Here is a 17,268-nt window from a genome sequence, read left to right on the forward strand (position 1 = left end):
CTGCGCCATTCTGTTTGAGTGGTGCGGGACCCGATTTTTGTATGTCTGATTATCTGATTATCGGTTTGCAGGTTTGCCGGTTTGTCGAATCAGGAGTGCTGCGTGGTCGTGCGCACCTCGCTGACGATATGCGTCATGGCCTTGCGCGCAAGTTTCGCGTCGCCCTTCCAGATGCCCTCGGCCACCTTTTCGTGAGCGTCCAGCGCGTCGGGACGTGGCCTGGCGGGGTAAAGCCCCTGCTCCACACGGCTTTTCAGAACGATGTCGACCAGCGGTGAAAGCGCGGTGAACAGTTCGTTGCCGCTGTGCGTCAATATCTCGTTGTGGAACCGGGTATCAAGTTTATGGAATTCCGTAAGATTGCCGGATTCCCCGTCCTTGCGCATCTGGCTGGCCAGAACCGGCATCAGTGCTTTGGTTTCCATCGGTGCGTACATCGCGGCGTCCTCGGCGGCCACGGGTTCGACGGCCAGACGCAGCTCGGTAATTCTCAGCAGTTGCTCTTTCCTGCAGCTGGAGTGCAGTTTCCATTCGATGACCTGGGTGTCGAGTGACTGCCATTTGTCCAGTTCCTGGGCGATGAGACCGACGCGTTTCCGCACGATGACGGCATTGGCGGATTGCAGGGCATGCGCGGCTTCCCTTGCCACCGTCCTGGAGATCGAGAAACGTTCCTGAATGTCGTTGAGCGTGATGCTGGTGCCTGGTTTCCAGCGGTTTTCGATGATATCGATCGCGAGTTTTTCGGCGACGTCGTGATGCATGGGAATCGGCGTGGGTTGTGCCTCAGTTGCGCTCACCGGGGCTAAATGTGCACTCGTCGTGCTCACCGGGGCCGGTTGTGTTTCGGTCGCATTCGCGGGAGCGGATTGAGCCTCGATAGCATTTGTCGAGCTTACCTGTGTGACGGAATCATTCGCGGGTGTTGCCTGCATTTCGTCTGCATTCGCCGCACTCTGTGCCAGCTTTGTTTTCGGCTTGGCCTTTTTGGCTGGATGTTTCTTCGCTTCCCAATCGTCATCGTCGTTGGTTCGGGAATCGGGGACGGGGCTGTGCGTCTGCCCTTTGTGTTTGCTGCTCATTCTCTCAAGGTTATCAAAAACTTGTAAATAATTCGTATATGTTGTCAAAAAATTAAAGATAAAATATAAAGAAATCTTTTTAAAAATAAAGGTAATCTCTTTAAAATATATGATACTCTTTAATCGTAGACAAACAGTTGTTTCTCAAGGAGGAAATGATGCAGCTTGGCATGATTGGTCTAGGACGTATGGGCGGCAACATGGCCAAAAGAATTCGCGAAGCGGGGCACGAGGTCGTGGGCTATGACCTGAGCCCTGAATCCGGTCGCGATGTCTCCAGCCTTAAGGAACTGGTTTCGAAGCTTGACGCCCCGCGCAACGTGTGGGTCATGGTGCCTTCCGGCAAGGCTACGGACAGCACGCTCGACGAGCTCATGGAGTTGCTCGAGCCCGGCGACATGGTGGTCAACGGTGGCAATTGCCGCTATACCGATGACAAAATCAACGCCGACAAGCTGGCGAAAAAAGGCATTGAATACATGGATTGCGGCGTCTCCGGCGGCGTCTGGGGCGAAGAACGCGGATATGCGCTGATGGCTGGTGGCACTGATGCGGAATATGAGCGTATGCTGCCGATTTTCGAGGCGCTGAAGCCGGAAGGCAAGGATGGTCTGGTGCATGCCGGTCCGGTCGGCGGCGGCCACTTTGCCAAGATGGTGCACAACGGTATCGAATATGGCATGATGCAGGCGTTCGGCGAAGGTTTCGCCACCATGGAACGCAGCGAGTATGTCACCGATCCCGCGAAGGTCATGGCTTCATGGCGCGCGGGTAGCGTCGTTGATTCGTGGCTCCTCGACCTTGTGGTCCGGGCGATGAAGGACGATCCTGATCTGAAGGGAATGCCGCCGGTGGCTGACGAGACTGGCGAGGCGAAATGGACAATCGAGGCGGCGGCGGAGCTCGGTGTGCCGACTCCGGCCATCAGCGCCGGTCTCTATACCCGTCAGGCTTCGCGCGGCGGTGCCGATGACATCTTGCGTGTGGTCACCGCGATGCGTAACCAGTTCGGCGGCCACATCACCAAGGCCTGAGTCGAAAAAGCGTTGAGCATAGACTAAGTGCGAAACGTGATTAATATTGTGGGGTTCCATCCGTTGAAGATGGAACCCCACAAATATATAGAGTGGAATGTTTTAGTGGTGGCGTTCCCCAGCGTCACTCCAGCCTTTTAGCGTCGTGGGTATTCGCGGCGAGGCATATTCCGGAAGGCGACTGCCGTTTGACGGATTAAGGCTGACGATGACTGGCCGATATTTTTTACTTGGTTTGCCGACTACGCCGAATCAGGCTGTCGATGATGCCGATGATGATGCCGGCGGCTGCGGGGATAAGCCAGGTCAGCTGAGCGTTATAGAGCGGCAAGTGAGCCAGCGCGTTGCTCACTGAGGCAACGGAAAGTCCGAAGACGGCGAGCAGTTTGACGATGCAGTCGAAGATGGTGAAGATTGCCACCAGCAGTACCGTCCAGAAATAGACGCGCGGGAACTTGGATGAGAACGGCTTCTGCACAAGATTGAGTAGTACCAGGACGATGGCGATGGGGTAGAGGGCGCCGAGCACCGGCAACGAGACGGTGATGATGGCACTCAGGCCCGCGTTCGAGACGATGAAGCTGAACACGGCGAAGAAAACGCTCCATGCACGATATTTGACGGGATGGCCGAAAACAGTGGGGAAGGTGTCTTCGAAATAGGTCGCGCAGGTCGAGATAAGGCCTGTGCAGACGTTGAAGCAGGCAAGCACGAAGATGAGACCGACGAAGGCGGTGCCGATGGAACCGAATGCCGAAGTGGTGAGGTTGGTCAGCACGGTGGCGCCGGTGTCGTTCTTGCCGTCGGCGGATTTGATGGTTCCGCTCACCGCGCCGATAAAGGAAAGCGCAGCGTAGATGAGGATCAGCAGGATGCCGGCGCCGGTGCCTGCGATGCCGGTTTCGCGGCGGTTGGCCTTGGTGTCGGTGACGCCGAACTCCGAAATGTTGGCGGAGATGACGATGCCGAAATAGAGCGCGGCAAGAAGGTCCATGGTCTGGTAGCCGTTGATGAACCCATAGATCAGGGAACCGTGGGCGTAGTCACCGAACGGTTTACCGAGCGGGGTGTGGCTGATGAAAATGCAGGCGACGAACATGACCGCGATAAGTACCAGAAGCAACGGTCCCATGAAACGTCCCAGCGATTTGGAGAGCTTTTCCGGGTGCTGGCTCAGGATGAACGACAACGTAAAGAAGACCAGCGAGTAGATCAGCAGCGCCACGCGGTTGTTTTCGCCGGCGAAGGGCGTGATGGCCATTTCGTAGGAGGTCGTGGCCGTGCGGGGGATGGCGAAGCAGGGGCCAATGGCCATGATGATCACGAAGGCCAACACAGCGGCGAACTTGGGGGAGACACGTGAGGCGAGATGTTCGAAGCCGCCGGCCGAGGCCACGGCCAGCACGCCCAGAATCGGCAGACCAACCGCCGAGACGATGAATCCAATGGTGGCCGGGAGTGCGGCGGATTGCGCCTGCGCGCCCATCAGCGGCGGGAAAATCAAGTTGCCGGCGCCAAAGAACATGGAGAAGAAGGTGAAGGCGACGACCAGCCGGTGCTTGCCGGAAAGCTTCATGGTTTGCGGCTTTTCGGACTTTTCGGCCATTTGTTGCGAGCCGTCGTTGGCTTTTGGCTCGACGGTTTCGTTCGCTGTTTGAGGCATGCTAGCTCCTGAATATTGCAGTATTACAAAATTTCATCGCATGATACGCGTGATGACGCTCACTATATAGCAAGACCTTGTTGAGCGAGTTTTATGGGGTTTCTCCGATTTTCCGGGATGGGTGAGGCTTCTGGAGCGGGAATAACGAATTTAGATGATAAATGATATTGCGTAACTACTGATTCGCTCAAAGGTGACGGGCGACACCTTTCGGTACGATTGAAGCATGTCTTTCTTTGACTTTTTCGGTGGGTTTCCGGACCCGCGCAATGGTTCCAACAGCGGCCGTCAGCAAGACGATGACGACGACCCGAAGATTCTGCATATCCACACCGATGGGGACGACGAGGCCAACAGCGGCCGTCGACGTCCGAATTTCTCCGCAAGCGACTTCTGGCCGCCGCGGGGCGGCACTGGCAACCCCCGTCTCACGCGCCGGGCGAACTACAAGCCAAAGGGCACGTCCAAAGGTACGAAGATCTTCATCGGCGTGGTCGTGGTCGTAGCGCTGATTCTGGCTCTGGTCTTTGGCCTTGACCATTTCGTCACCGACCTAATGTGGTACGGCCAGCTCGGCTTCCAGTCGGTGGTGTGGACGCAGCTTTGGACGAAGATAGGCCTGTGGGTCGCCTTCGCCGTGTTGATGGCGTTGGTGAGCTATTTCGCCGCCACCATGGCCATTCGCAAGCGTCCGGATTCCGCTGATGGCTCCAAGATTCGCGTCCGGGGCGACGTCGTTGAAGTCGGCAAGTCCGTCAGTTCGAAATCCGCTAGGAAAGTGGCGGTGATCGTCTCGCTGATCGTCGGCCTTATTTTCGGTGCGCAGTTCAACTCGAACTGGTCCGAGGTTCTGCTGATGTTCCACGCCCAGCCATTCGGCGTGCGCGACCCGCAGTTCGGCATCGATAACGGCTTCTATGTCTTCATCCTTCCCGGCGTCAACCTTATGCTTTCCGCCTTGAGGATGCTGCTCTTCTTCGGTCTGCTTTTCTCGGTGATCACCCACTTTGCCATGGGCGGCATCCGTGTGACCATGCCGGTCAACGGCCATGGCATCATGACCATGACCAAGTACGCACGTCGCCAGATCAGCGTCTGGTTCATCCTGAACATGCTCGCTTGGTCCATTCGCCAGGTCATCGGCGTCTTCAACACGTTGACCCAGGTTGGCGACCGCTTCACCGGTGCCGATTACACCACGGTGCATGCCAACGTTCCGGTGGCCTTCATTCTCGCTGGCTTGACCGCGATTCTTGGGCTTCTGTTGGGCATCTGGCTCATGCGCTCCCACTCCTTCGACGGGCCCGCCTCGCCTGATGTCCGCGTGGTCGCCGCCGTCAAGGCTTGGCGCGTGCCGATGATCGCCATCGCGGCTGTCGTAGTCGTCGCCGTCGTCCTCGGCATGCTCTGGCCGACGCTTCTGCAGCGCTTCAAGGTCAGCCCGAACGAGCAGGAAATGGAATCGTCTTACATCGCCCGCAACATCAAGGCGACGCAACAGGCTTACGGCCTTGACAAGGTCAAGGTCGGCAGCTACAACGCCACCACCCACGGCCAGTCCGGCGCGCTCGCGAGTGACCCCGAGACCACCGCGCAGATTCGTCTGCTTGATCCCGATGTCATTTCCCCGACGTTCAAGCAGCTGCAGCAGTCCAAGCAGTATTACATGTTCGCCGATTCGTTGGCGGTCGATAAATACGACATCGACGGGCATAGCCAGGATACCGTCATCGCAGCCCGCGAGCTCAACGTCAACGGCAACGACAACCGCAACTGGGTCAACGACCATACTGTGTTCACGCACGGCTACGGCGTCGTCGCCGCTTACGGCAACAAGGTGACCAGCGACGGTAACCCCGAGTTCTTCGAATCCGGCATTCCTACGCAAGGCAAGTTGACGAAGACGCAGCATTATCAGCCGCGCATTTACTTCTCGCCGAACTCGCCGGAATACTCCATCGTCGGCTCTCCCAAGGGCACCTCGCCTTGGGAATTCGATTACCCGAAGGGCTCCACCGGTGCCTCCAACACCTTCGACGGCAACGGTGGACCGAAGGTCGGCAACATGCTGACCCGTCTGCTCTATGCCATCCGTTTCGGCAGCGACCAGATCTTCTTCTCCGACCGCGTCACCTCCGACTCGCAGATTCTCTATGATCGCAGCCCGCGTGACCGTGTGGCCAAGGTAGCCCCGTATCTGACGCTCGACGGACGCGTGTATCCGGCTGTGGTCAACGGACGGGTGAAGTGGATCGTCGACGGCTATACGACTTCGGATGCCTATCCGTATTCGCAGATGACCGATCTCGGCGTGGCCACGCAGGATTCGACCACGATCACTTCCAAGACCGTGCAGGGCCTTAATTCACAGCCGGCCAACTACATTCGCAACTCGGTGAAGGCCACGGTGGATGCCTACGACGGTTCGGTCGATCTCTATACTTGGGACACGAAGGATCCGGTCATCAAGGCTTGGCAGAAGATCTTCCCGGGCCAATACCATCCGATTTCCGATATTTCCGGCCAGCTGATGAGCCACTTGCGTTACCCGGAAAGCCTCTTCAAGGTCCAGCGCCAGCTGCTTGCCAAGTATCACGTCGGCGATGCAAAGCAATTCTTCTCAGGTGAGGACTTCTGGCAGACTCCGGTCGACCCCACGGAATCTCCCACCAAGAGAGATCACAACGTGCTGCAGCCTCCTTATTACCTGACCCTCAAAACCGGTGGATCCAAGCGACCGTTGTTCTCATTGACCTCGACGTATATCCCGGCCGGCAATTCGTCGGTAAGAAGGGAAAATCTGACCGGTTTCCTCTCGGTGGATTCCGATGCGGGAGGTCAGAAGGGCAAAGTCGGTCCGAATTACGGAACGATACGGCTTCAGGAGTTGCCGAAGGATGCGAACGTACCCGGACCGGGGCAGGCTCAGAACAATTTCAATACCAATGCGACTGTGGCCACACAGCTCAATCTTTTGGGCAGCAAGGAATCCAATAGCAAGGTATCCACCAACGTGGTGCAGGGCAATCTGCTTACCCTTCCGCTTGGCGGGGGACTGGTGTACGTCGAGCCGATTTATGTGCAGTCGAGCGGTGGCACTGGTTTCCCCTTGCTGAAGAAGGTCCTTGTGGCCTTCGGCGATCAGGTCGGTTTTGCAGACACGTTGGATGAGGCACTCGATCAGGTCTTCGGTGGCGATTCCGGTGCCTCTGCGGGCGACGCCGAGAACAAGGGCGGTGGCGCTGCTGCGGCTGGCGATTCGTCGTCCGGTGATTCTTCTACCGGTGATACTTCTTCCGGTGGTTCCGCCGCACAAGGTGACACCAGCGGCAAGAGCAGCACCTCAGGCACGTCCGGTACGTCAGGAAACACTGCCAGCAATCCTGACTTGAAGGATGCCTTGAGCAAGGCCAGCCAGGCTATGAAGGATTCCGACGCCGCCATGAAGAAGGGCGACTGGGCGGCCTATGGCAAGGCCCAGCAGGAGCTCAACGACCAGTTGAACCGCGCCTTGCAGTCGGAAGGTCAGCAGTAACAGGCCGGCGGTAATAACCGGTAAGCCATGGTAACGGCGTTATACGGGCAGTGCGTTTCACGTGCTGTTCATATAACGCCGTTACCATATCGAATCGATACGGTAACGGACGGATTGGTACGGTTTGGGTTTCGGGCAAGCCTGATCGGTTTATGTTAAGGCTTATCCAAGTCATATACTTTCGGATGAATATGAACGAATTGGGATAGGGGCAGTCATGATTCGAGCGGCGCGAGACAGCGATTTGCAGGCAATCACCGACATCTACAATGAGGCGGTCGTCGCCGGCGGATCCACCGCCGACTTGAAGCCGCGCACCCTCGAGCAGCGCCGCGAATGGGTGGCCGAGCACGAACCTCGCCGTGATTTTCCTGTGGTCGTCTTGGAAGACCGGAACGGGAAAGTGGTCGGTTTCGGCTCCCTGTCGCGTTTCCATCCTCGTGCCGGCTACGACGGCGTCGTCGAGCTGAGCTATTACATCGCCACCGCCGCACAATATCAAGGATATGGCACCCAAATGGTCTCCTGGCTGATCGACAAAGCCAAGGAACTCGGTAACCGCAAGGCCATCGGCCTGATTTTCGCCAGCAACACCGGCTCCATCGCCCTGATGAAGCACTTCGGTTTCACCCGCTACGGCTTCCTCCCTAAGGCTTGCTGGGACGGCCACGGCTATCTCGATATGTCGTACTGGTATCTCGATTTGTGATAGCAGCAGGTTGATCGTCTGCAGCTTCGTGCGTTCACCGGTAGGCGTAGCTAAGCGTCTCTTGGAATCGGTATGATGGGTATCGTGTAACCGCGTTTCGGGGTGTTTTGTCATGCCCGTATACAGGCGGTTTGTGAGAATAGACCTGAGATATCGCTTGTATATCGCCGAAAAGAAAGAACGTAGCGCGAGATGGCATCACAATTCTGGTTGATTGCAGGACTGGGCAACCCCGGCAAGAAGTACGAAGGCACCCGCCACAACATGGGGTTCATGGTCGCCGACGTGCTGGCGGAGCGCTGGTCGGTGTCGTTTAGCGATCACAAGGGATTGGCCGATCTGGGCAAAGGCGTGATGAACCTCAGCGGCAAAAGCCTCAAGTTCTTCCTTGCCAAGCCGCTGACCTATATGAACGATTCCGGCGATGCCGTCTCGTCGATTTCTGAGTATTACGATATCGATCCTAGCCGGGTTATCGCCATCCACGACGATATGGACCTCGATTTCGGGCGTATCAAGGTCAAGGCCGGCGGTTCCGCTGGAGGGCACAACGGCATCCGCTCCATCGACAAATCGCTGGGGACCAATAAATATTCCCGCGTCCGTATGGGCACCGGTCACGCCGCACGTGGCCCGCACGCCCATGAAAACACGGTCAACTGGGTGCTCGGCGGATTCTCCGGCCAGCAGCGCAAGGAACTTCCCGAATTCCTCGCCGATGGCGCTGACGCGGTGGAAACTATTATGTTCGAGGGGCTAAGCGAGGCGCAGGAGCGGTTCAACGGCCGCTGAAGCGCAGGGCCGCGGCAACAGTGAAAGCAAACATCGTCATAACCATATGAATCAATCAGACAAGGACAAAGTCAACACGTCTACTTCGAAAACATCGAGCGGCAAAACCAAGGATTCCCGCCAACGCAATGGTGCGCCGGCATCGGGGGAACCGGTTGTGTCTGCTAAGGATTCCAATGCACATGGGAATGCAGCATCGGTAAAACAGCGTGCTCAGGCTGCAGAAAAATCCGACGACCATGCCGCGCAGGATATGTCGGGTGCGTTGGCGGGATTTTTGCCGCGTCTTGACGATGACGGAGCGTTCCGTGATCTGCTCGCGGGCGAAATTGAACCGCCGGAGGGCGCGGCCGATCAAGCGCTGACCGTCGGCGCGCCGGAAGGCATCCGACCGGCACTCGCGGCTGCACGTGCGCAATATTCTTCCGTCGTGATGGTCGTATCTTCAAGCCGTGAGGCCGAGGAAACCGTTAATTCCATCCGCTCGTGGTATGGGGGAGACCCCAATGAAGTAAGTCAGCTCGAGGCTTGGGAGACGCTGCCGCACGAGCGACTTTCGCCACGTGCCGACACCGTGGCCAGCCGCATGGCCGTCTTCCGCAGGCTCTGCCATCCCAAAGACGGCAGCGAAATGTTCGGTCCGATTCGCATTCTCGTCATGCCGGTCCGTTCGCTGATTCAGCCGGTGGTGGCCGGGTTGGGCGACGTGGAGCCGTTGGTGTTCAGGGTAGGCAGCGAGATTCCGCTGGATGAGGTTTCCGCACGATTGGTCGAAAACGCTTATACCCGCGTCGATCTGGTCGTCAATCGTGGCGAGTTCGCGGTGCGCGGCGGCATTGTCGACGTGTTCCCGCCGACGCTTCCGCATCCGGTGCGTATCGAATTCTTCGGTGATGAAATCGATACCATCAAGGAATTCCATGCCTCAGACCAGCGCACCTATGGCGATGGCATCGATACCGTCTGGGCCACGCCTTGCCGTGAGCTTCAATTGACCGACAAGGTGCGGGCCCGCGCGAAATCGCTGATTGGCCGGATTCCCAACGCCGACGACATGCTGCAATCCATTGCCGATTCCATTCCGGTGGAAGGCATGGAATCGCTGATTCCTGCGCTGATCGACGACATGCAGCCGGTGGCCACGATGCTGCCCCGCGATGCGGTCATCATGCTTTCCGACCCCGAAAAGCTGCGTCGCGCCGCCGCCGACCTTGCCAAAACGGCCAACGAATTCCTCGCCGCAAGCTGGCACGTGGCCGCAAGCGGTCATGGAGCCGGTGCGCCCATCAGTTTTGACCAGGCAAGCTTCCTCGATTTCGACGAGACCATCCGTTCACTGGAATTCTCCAACCACGATGTCTGGCGTTTGACCAGTTTTGGCGTCGACAAGACCATGCCCGGCCACGTCCAGCTTGACGCGTCGGTTCCCGAAGAATATCGCGGCGACGAGAAGCGTGCCAAGACAGGCGTCGAAGGGCTGATTGACGACGGTTTCGAAGTAACGATTACCGCCGCGGCCAATGGAACGTTGTCGCGTTTGAAGCGTGCACTCGGCCAGACCGGCGTGACGCGATTCGACACCGTGCGCTCGCAAGCCATGGACGGATTCATCGATTCCGCCGCCAAATTCGCGCTCTTGACCGAACGTGACCTTACTGGCAAAACCAGTGCCGTTGCTCAGCAGAAGTCCTCGCGTCGCCGCCACAAGGCCATCGACCTGATGGAGCTCAAAGCAGGCGACTATATCGTCCACGAGCAGCACGGCATCGGCCGATTCGTCGAAATGCGACAGCGTACCACCGGTGTCGGCGCGAACCGTGCCACCCGCGAATATCTGGTCATCGAATATGCTCCGTCCAAGCGCAACGCGCCGCCGGACAAACTGTTCATCCCCACTGATCAGCTCGATCAGGTCTCCAAATATATCGGCGCCGACAAGCCCAAGCTTAACAAGCTCGGCGGCTCCGACTGGGCTCAGACCAAGGCCAAGGCCCGCAAGCACGTCCACGAGATCGCCGACGACCTGGTCAAGCTTTATTCCGCCCGTCAGCAGGCCGAGGGATTCGCCTTCAGTCCCGACACCCCGTGGCAGAAGGAGCTGGAGGACGCCTTCCCGTATCAGGAGACGGCCGACCAGCTCACCACCATCGACGAAGTCAAGGCTGACATGGAAAAGCCCGTGCCGATGGATCGTCTCATCTGCGGCGACGTCGGCTTCGGCAAGACGGAAATCGCCGTACGTGCCGCGTTCAAGGCGGTGCAGGATGGCAAGCAGGTGGCCATTCTGGCGCCGACCACACTTTTGGTGCAGCAGCATTATGAGACGTTCACCGAGCGTTACGAGGGCTTCCCGGTTCATGTGGCGGCGATGAGCCGATTCCAGACCAAGAAAGAGATCGACGAGACGCTTAAGGGCTTGGAATCCGGTTTTGTCGATGTCGTCATCGGCACACACAAACTGCTGAACCCCAAGATCAAGTTCAAGGATTTGGGACTCCTGATCATCGACGAGGAGCAGCGTTTCGGCGTCGAGCACAAGGAGACGCTGAAGGCGCTGCGTACCAATATCGATGTGCTTTCGCTTTCCGCGACGCCAATCCCCAGAACGCTGGAAATGGCTGTTACCGGTATCCGTGAGATGTCGACGCTGGCCACGCCTCCTGAAGACCGCTTGCCGGTGCTCACCTACGTGGGCGCCTACGAGGACGCGCAGGTCACCGCCGCCGTCCGGCGCGAGCTGCTGCGTGGCGGCCAGGTTTTCTACGTGCACAACCGCGTCAACGACATTGATAAGGTCGCGGCAAAGATCCACGATCTGGTGCCCGAGGCGAAAATCGGCATCGCGCACGGCAAGATGGGGGAGAAGCAGCTCGACAACATCATCCAGGACTTCTGGCATCGCGATATCGATGTGCTCGTATGCACGACGATTATCGAAACCGGCCTCGATATCACCAACGCAAACACGCTGATCGTCGACCACGCCGACCGTTTCGGCTTAAGCCAGTTGCACCAGCTGCGTGGTCGCGTGGGCCGTGGCCGCGAACGCGCCTACGCCTACTTCCTTTACGACCCGTCCAAACCGATGACCCAGCAGTCGCACGACCGCTTGGCCACGATTGCACAGAACACGGCGCTCGGAAGCGGCTTCGACGTGGCGATGAAGGATCTTGAACTGCGCGGAACCGGCAACCTTCTAGGCGGCGAACAGAGCGGCCACATCGAGGGCGTCGGTTTCGATCTCTACGTGCGCATGGTCTCTGATGCCGTCGAAAAGTACAAGGAACCGGAACGTAAAGAATCCGTGGCCGTCACCATCGACCTGCCCATCGAGGCTTCCATTCCGGTCGACTACATCGATTCGGACAAGCTGCGTCTCGAGGCCTATCGCAAGCTGGCCAGCGCCAGAACCGAAGAAGACTTCACCGAGTTGCGCGAGGAGCTCACCGATCGTTACGGTCCGTTGCCAGAGGAATTCGATACACTCTTCGACGTCGCCCGCCTCCGCAGCAAGGCCCGTGCATTGGGTATCTCCGAAATCGTCACACAAGGCAACCGCGTGCGCATCGCCAAGATCGACCCGCCCGAATCCCTACAAATGCGGCTTTCGCGTATCTACCGCGGCACGCAATATCGTCCGGTCACGCATACGCTCCTGATTCCCGCACCGTTCGGCGGAACCCTCGGCGGCAAGCCGATGACCAGCCCCGAAGTGATGGGCTGGACCGATCAGCTGCTCGAGGATCTGGCGTGGACAGGTAAGCCAAAGCAGAGCTGAGCGGAAAGTGACGAATACTTTTGGTAGCAGTAATATGTGAGCGCTCACAAATAATGCCTAATTTTGTCTGTTTACGTCCATCAAACGCATTAATCTTGGAAGTGTTAGTGAAAGTCCATCTTTAAGGAGTAATTGTGGCAGCAATTGAAAGCGTTTATGCCAGCGAAATTCTCGATTCCCGTGGAAACCCGACCGTCAAGGTAGTTCTCGACACCGTTGATGGTGCCGAAGGCATCGGCCTGGTTCCCTCCGGCGCTTCGACCGGCGAGGCCGAGGCTTGGGAGCGTCGCGATGGCGACAAGTCCCGTTATCAGGGCAAGGGTGTTCTCGAAGCGGTCAAGGCCGTCAACGAGACCATCGCGCCCAAGGTCATCGGCATGGACGCCACTGACCAGCGCGCACTCGACGAGACCATGATCGAGCTTGACGGCACCCCCAACAAGGGCAAGCTCGGCGCCAACGCCATCCTCGGCGTATCTCTGGCGGCCCTCTACGCCGCTGCAGAATCTGCAGAACTGCCGCTCTACCGCTACATCGGCGGCACCAACGGCCACATCCTGCCGGTTCCGAACATGAACATCATGAACGGCGGTGCGCATGCTGATTTCGCCACCGACATTCAGGAATACATGATTTCCCCGTACGGCTTCGAGACCTACAGCGACGCTCTGCGCGCCGGCGTTGAGGTCTATCACACCCTCAAGGGCATCCTGAAGAAGGACGGCCACGACACGGGTCTCGGCGACGAAGGCGGCTTCGCTCCGAAGATGAAGACCAACGAGGATTCCCTCAAGTACATCATGCAGGCCATTGAGGCTGCGGGTTACGAGCCCGGCCGCCAGATTGGCCTGTGCCTTGACGTGGCGTCCTCCGAGTTCTACAACAAGGAAACCAACAAGTATCACTTCGACGGCGCCGATCGCGATGCCGACTACATGCTCGATTACTACAAGGAGCTCGTCTCCAAGTATCCGCTGGTCTCCATCGAGGATCCGTTCGCCGAAGAGGATTGGCCTGCATGGCAGAAGATCACCGCCGCGATGGGCGACAAGCTCCAGTTCGTCGGCGACGACCTGCTGGTGACCAACCCGAAACGTCTGCAGAAGGGCATCGACCTCAAGGCCGCCAACAGCCTGCTTGTCAAGCTCAACCAGATCGGCACCGTCACCGAGACGCTCGACGCCATCGAGCTCGCCACGGCCAACGGCTTCACCTCCATGGTCTCTCACCGTTCCGGCGAGACTTCCGACACCACGATCGCCGACCTCGCCGTCGCCAAGAACACCCGTCAGATCAAGACCGGTGCCCCTGCCCGTGGCGAGCGTATCGCGAAGTACAACCGCCTGCTCGAGATTGAGGAGGAGCTTGGCTCCACCGCCGAGTATGCCGGTTATTCCGCCTTCAAGGCCTGCAAGAAGTACGTCAAGTAGTTTCTAGCTAGCCATTCGCAGCGCATACTTGTGCTGTGAGCTTTGCCCGTCGCATTCACTCTGCTGAGTCGAATGTGACGGGTATTTTATGTTTTATGGGCACTACGAAAAGCAAGGGCAAAGGCAAAGCTGAGGGCGATAAGAAGCGCGGCGGATCGCGTGGTTCCGGCCCGATAGCGTTCTTTATCGCGGTGTTCATCGTCGCTTTGGGCGCCATCCAACTGGTGGCTACCTTTCACAGCTATGCTTTGAACCTCGCCGAACTCAACGGGTTGAAGAGGCAGGAAGCTGCGTTGGTATCGCAAAAGCAGAATCTGGAGAATGATATTTCCCGTTGGAATGACAATGCTTACGTCACCGCGCAGGCGCGCGAAAGGCTTGGCTTCGTCTTCCCCGGAGAGCAGGCCATCCATGTCGAACATCCCGAAGCGGTCACCGGCGTCAAGCCGAAATCGGACAATACCGATCAGGACGATGTCAGCTCGGATAAGCCTGCATTGCCATGGTATCGTGAACTGGCATACGGCTTCAAGAAAGCCGATGAGCCGCTGAAAAAGAACAAGTCCGGTGAGGTCACGACTCCCAAGGCCGTGGGTGGGCAAAGTGATTCCGACCCGGATGCGGGCGGTACGCCAAATGCTGACGACAATACCAATCAGACCGGCAACGCGAATCATGCGGGCAACAACGATAAAAAGAATGCCGTAAATCCGCAGAACAAGGGTCAAAAGGCGGGCGCCGGTTCCGGTTCGCAGAGCGGCGGCAGCGGTAAGAAATGAACGGTTCCGCGATAGTCGGAACTGGCGGTGCATTTGACATTGGTACTTGGCGTTGCGTTCGATAAAAATCTGAACGCAGCTATAAAGACATGTTCTAGATATGCCAAATACCGATAATTTTTACATAAATAAGACAGAACGATATTCGATAAGGAACAGCGTGCAAGAAGAGCAATCCCAATCTTTGAAATCCCCGAATCCGGAGTCGAGCGATATCCAACGGCAATCCGTTGCCAGCGATGGAAGTGTGTCGGCGTCGATTCAGATTGATGAAGCCGGCCTCGAGGCGCAAGCCAAGGAACTGGTGGACCGTGTGATGGCTGACAAGGCCAGCGATGACGATATCGCATTGGTCAAAAAGCAACTCGGCCGTTTCCCGCGTGGCATGGTCGCGGTCGGTGCTCGTTGCGTGTGCGGCAGGCCGCTGGCAGTGGTCACGCGGCCCGTGCTGCCCGATGGCACGCCGTTCCCCACGACCTGCTATTTGACCAGCCCGGAGGCGACCAAGGCCGTTTCACGCGTCGAAGCGGACGGTTCGATGCAACACTATACCGATCTGGTCCAGCATGACGAGACTATTCATGCGCAGTATGAGCGTGCGCACCGGCTCTATCTCGCCTTCCGTCACGAGTTGGCGACCCGTCTTGGCGACAGCGAGGAGCACATCGCTGGTACCAGTGCAGGAGGGATGCCCGTGCGCGTCAAATGCCTGCACGCGCTCGTGGCACAGACGCTCGTGATGGGAGAGGGAGCAAACCCCATTGGCGACATGGTAATGAAGCGTATCGTCGACGAGTTCGACCCGAAGGTCTGCCGCTGTACTACGGAACTGGACTGAGCGACCAGAAGGAAATTTACCGGCGTGCTGGTTGACCGGCTGATCGGTCAAGAATCGGCGAACGTGAAAATTCACCAGGACCGCTGGCTTTATGCGTGTCGCGGCGTGGCTATGGTCTTTGCCGTCGCGAGACCGGCTTCGCAATGTTGCGTCTGACGGATAATGTCTTAAGCGACGAAACAAGATGATGCGAAAATGGATGGTGCTGAAATGCAAGATGGAACCAAGGATTTTGTGACCGTTGCCGGAATCGATTGCGGCACCAATTCCATACGTCTCAAGGTTTCCAAGGTGTTTGCCGACGGCAGCGTCGAGGACGTCGTGCCCCGCGTCTTGCAGGTCATCAGGCTCGGTCAGGACGTTGACAAGACCCATCGTTTCGCCGAAGACGCGCTTGAACGCGCCTACTCGGCCGCTCGCGACTTCGCAAAAGTCTTGAAGGAACATCCGGCTGATGGGTTGCGTTTCGTGGCCACTTCGGCGACGCGCGATGCCGAGAACCGCAAGGAATTCGAAGACGGTATCGAATCGATCTTGGGGGTACGGCCCGAAGTCATTCCCGGAACGGAAGAAGCCGCGCTGAGCTTCCTTGGGGCCACGGGCAGCGTGCCGCGCAAGGGCCTCGAGGCGCCGTATCTGGTGGTCGACCTCGGCGGAGGTTCCACCGAAATGGTGATGGGCGGCGACGGCAAGTCCGCGCCGGCCACCAGCGTGCAAGCCGCATTCTCGATGAACATCGGTTCGGTTCGTATGACGGAACGTCATTTGCGCACCGACCCGCCGACGCAAGCCGAGATTGCCGAGGCGAGCGAGGACATCGACCGGTATATCGATGAGGCGTTCGAACATATACCCGCAGGCAAAACGCGCACCATTATCGGCGTTTCCGGGACGGTGACCACGATGACCGCGCTGGTGTTGGGTTTGAAGGCATACGACCACCGTGCCGTCGACGGCGTACGGGTTTCATACAAGGATATTTTTGATGTCGACGACCGTTTCCTCAACATGACCCGAGCCGAACGCGCCACCTACAAGACCATCCATCCCGGCCGCATCGACGTGGTCGGCGGGGGAGCGCTGGTCTGGAATCGCGTGCTGGCCAGGGTTTCCGAGGCCGCGCAATGCGACCACGGCACGCCGATTGATTCTTTTATTTCCAGCGACCACGGCCTTCTCGACGGCATCGTCCTCGATTATGGAACAAGGATGCTGAATAGCTGATTTTCGCCTGATTCCATCTGCTGTTTGGCTCAACCCGTTCCGCCGGTTTGTTCTTTTTCGCCGGCTAGCCCCGTTTCGTCGGTGTCATGCCTTTTGCCGGTGTTTCGGCCTTGTTCTGCGGTAGAGACGATGTGGCATAATTTCATTTTGTCGGCGTTCACCGGCGTGCCCCCGTGGCGGAATTGGTAGACGCAACCGACTTAAAATCGGTCGCCATTGGCTTGTGGGTTCGAGTCCCACCGGGGGTACTTTTCCGTATTGGCTTGTATAGGCACGCTGTCGTGCTTATCTCGGTCATTTCGGCAGAAGCGGAAGCCTCTCATTAAGCCCGTGTAATTAAAGCCATTTGTTTTATCGAGAAATAGTTATTAGTATTATTTCATAATGATGTGTGATAACGTATT

At 57.8% G+C, this 17,268-nt stretch carries 11 protein-coding genes and 1 tRNA gene; 10 read left to right on the forward strand and 2 right to left on the reverse strand.

Features of this window, described 5'->3' with window-relative positions; translation table 11 throughout:
* Positions 1 to 89 precede the first annotated feature (89 nt).
* On the reverse strand, positions 90 to 1,082 hold the full coding sequence (locus OZX62_RS03735) for an FCD domain-containing protein (RefSeq protein ID WP_277176685.1): 993 nt from the start codon (positions 1,080 to 1,082) through the stop codon (positions 90 to 92).
* Between the two features lie 158 nt (positions 1,083 to 1,240).
* On the opposite strand from OZX62_RS03735, the gene gnd reads away from it, so the two are divergent.
* Entirely contained in the window at positions 1,241 to 2,116 is an 876-nt protein-coding gene (gnd, locus tag OZX62_RS03740; protein WP_277177020.1) for a phosphogluconate dehydrogenase (NAD(+)-dependent, decarboxylating), read from the forward strand.
* Between the two features lie 226 nt (positions 2,117 to 2,342).
* Here the strand turns inward: gnd and brnQ are convergent, their stop codons facing one another.
* On the reverse strand, positions 2,343 to 3,692 hold the full coding sequence (gene brnQ / locus OZX62_RS03745) for a branched-chain amino acid transport system II carrier protein (RefSeq protein ID WP_277177022.1): 1,350 nt from the start codon (positions 3,690 to 3,692) through the stop codon (positions 2,343 to 2,345).
* 313 nt (positions 3,693 to 4,005) lie between these two features.
* Between brnQ and OZX62_RS03750 the strand changes: the two genes are divergently transcribed.
* The 9 genes from OZX62_RS03750 (at position 4,006) to OZX62_RS03790 (ending at position 17,112) form a co-directional block, all read left to right on the forward strand.
* Positions 4,006 to 7,314 carry a UPF0182 family protein gene (locus OZX62_RS03750; protein ID WP_277176686.1) on the forward strand — a complete coding sequence of 1,103 codons (3,309 nt, stop codon included), beginning with the start codon at positions 4,006 to 4,008 and terminating at the stop codon, positions 7,312 to 7,314.
* Positions 7,315 to 7,531: 217 nt separating this feature from the next.
* Entirely contained in the window at positions 7,532 to 8,023 is a 492-nt protein-coding gene (locus tag OZX62_RS03755) for a GNAT family N-acetyltransferase (RefSeq protein ID WP_277176687.1), read from the forward strand.
* Between the two features lie 192 nt (positions 8,024 to 8,215).
* Complete coding sequence (gene pth / locus OZX62_RS03760; protein ID WP_277176689.1) at positions 8,216 to 8,815, forward strand: aminoacyl-tRNA hydrolase; 600 nt, start codon at positions 8,216 to 8,218, stop codon at positions 8,813 to 8,815.
* Positions 8,816 to 9,068: 253 nt separating this feature from the next.
* Positions 9,069 to 12,593, forward strand: a complete 3,525-nt coding sequence (gene mfd, locus OZX62_RS03765) for a transcription-repair coupling factor (protein WP_277177023.1) — start codon at positions 9,069 to 9,071, stop codon at positions 12,591 to 12,593.
* A gap of 134 nt (positions 12,594 to 12,727) precedes the next feature.
* The gene (gene eno / locus OZX62_RS03770; protein ID WP_277176690.1) at positions 12,728 to 14,023 is read left to right on the forward strand and encodes a phosphopyruvate hydratase; all 1,296 of its coding nucleotides are present in this window, start codon (positions 12,728 to 12,730) and stop codon (positions 14,021 to 14,023) included.
* A gap of 95 nt (positions 14,024 to 14,118) precedes the next feature.
* Complete coding sequence (locus tag OZX62_RS03775) at positions 14,119 to 14,802, forward strand: septum formation initiator family protein (protein ID WP_277176692.1); 684 nt, start codon at positions 14,119 to 14,121, stop codon at positions 14,800 to 14,802.
* Positions 14,803 to 15,118: 316 nt separating this feature from the next.
* Positions 15,119 to 15,640 carry a DUF501 domain-containing protein gene (locus tag OZX62_RS03780; RefSeq protein ID WP_277177024.1) on the forward strand — a complete coding sequence of 174 codons (522 nt, stop codon included), beginning with the start codon at positions 15,119 to 15,121 and terminating at the stop codon, positions 15,638 to 15,640.
* Positions 15,641 to 15,850: 210 nt separating this feature from the next.
* Complete coding sequence (locus OZX62_RS03785) at positions 15,851 to 16,864, forward strand: Ppx/GppA family phosphatase (protein ID WP_277176694.1); 1,014 nt, start codon at positions 15,851 to 15,853, stop codon at positions 16,862 to 16,864.
* Between the two features lie 167 nt (positions 16,865 to 17,031).
* Positions 17,032 to 17,112, forward strand: a tRNA-Leu gene (locus OZX62_RS03790).
* Positions 17,113 to 17,268 lie beyond the last annotated feature (156 nt).

Origin of the sequence: Bifidobacterium sp. ESL0690 (assembly GCF_029392315.1) — a bacterium.
Taxonomy (GTDB): Bacteria; Actinomycetota; Actinomycetes; order Actinomycetales; family Bifidobacteriaceae; genus Bifidobacterium.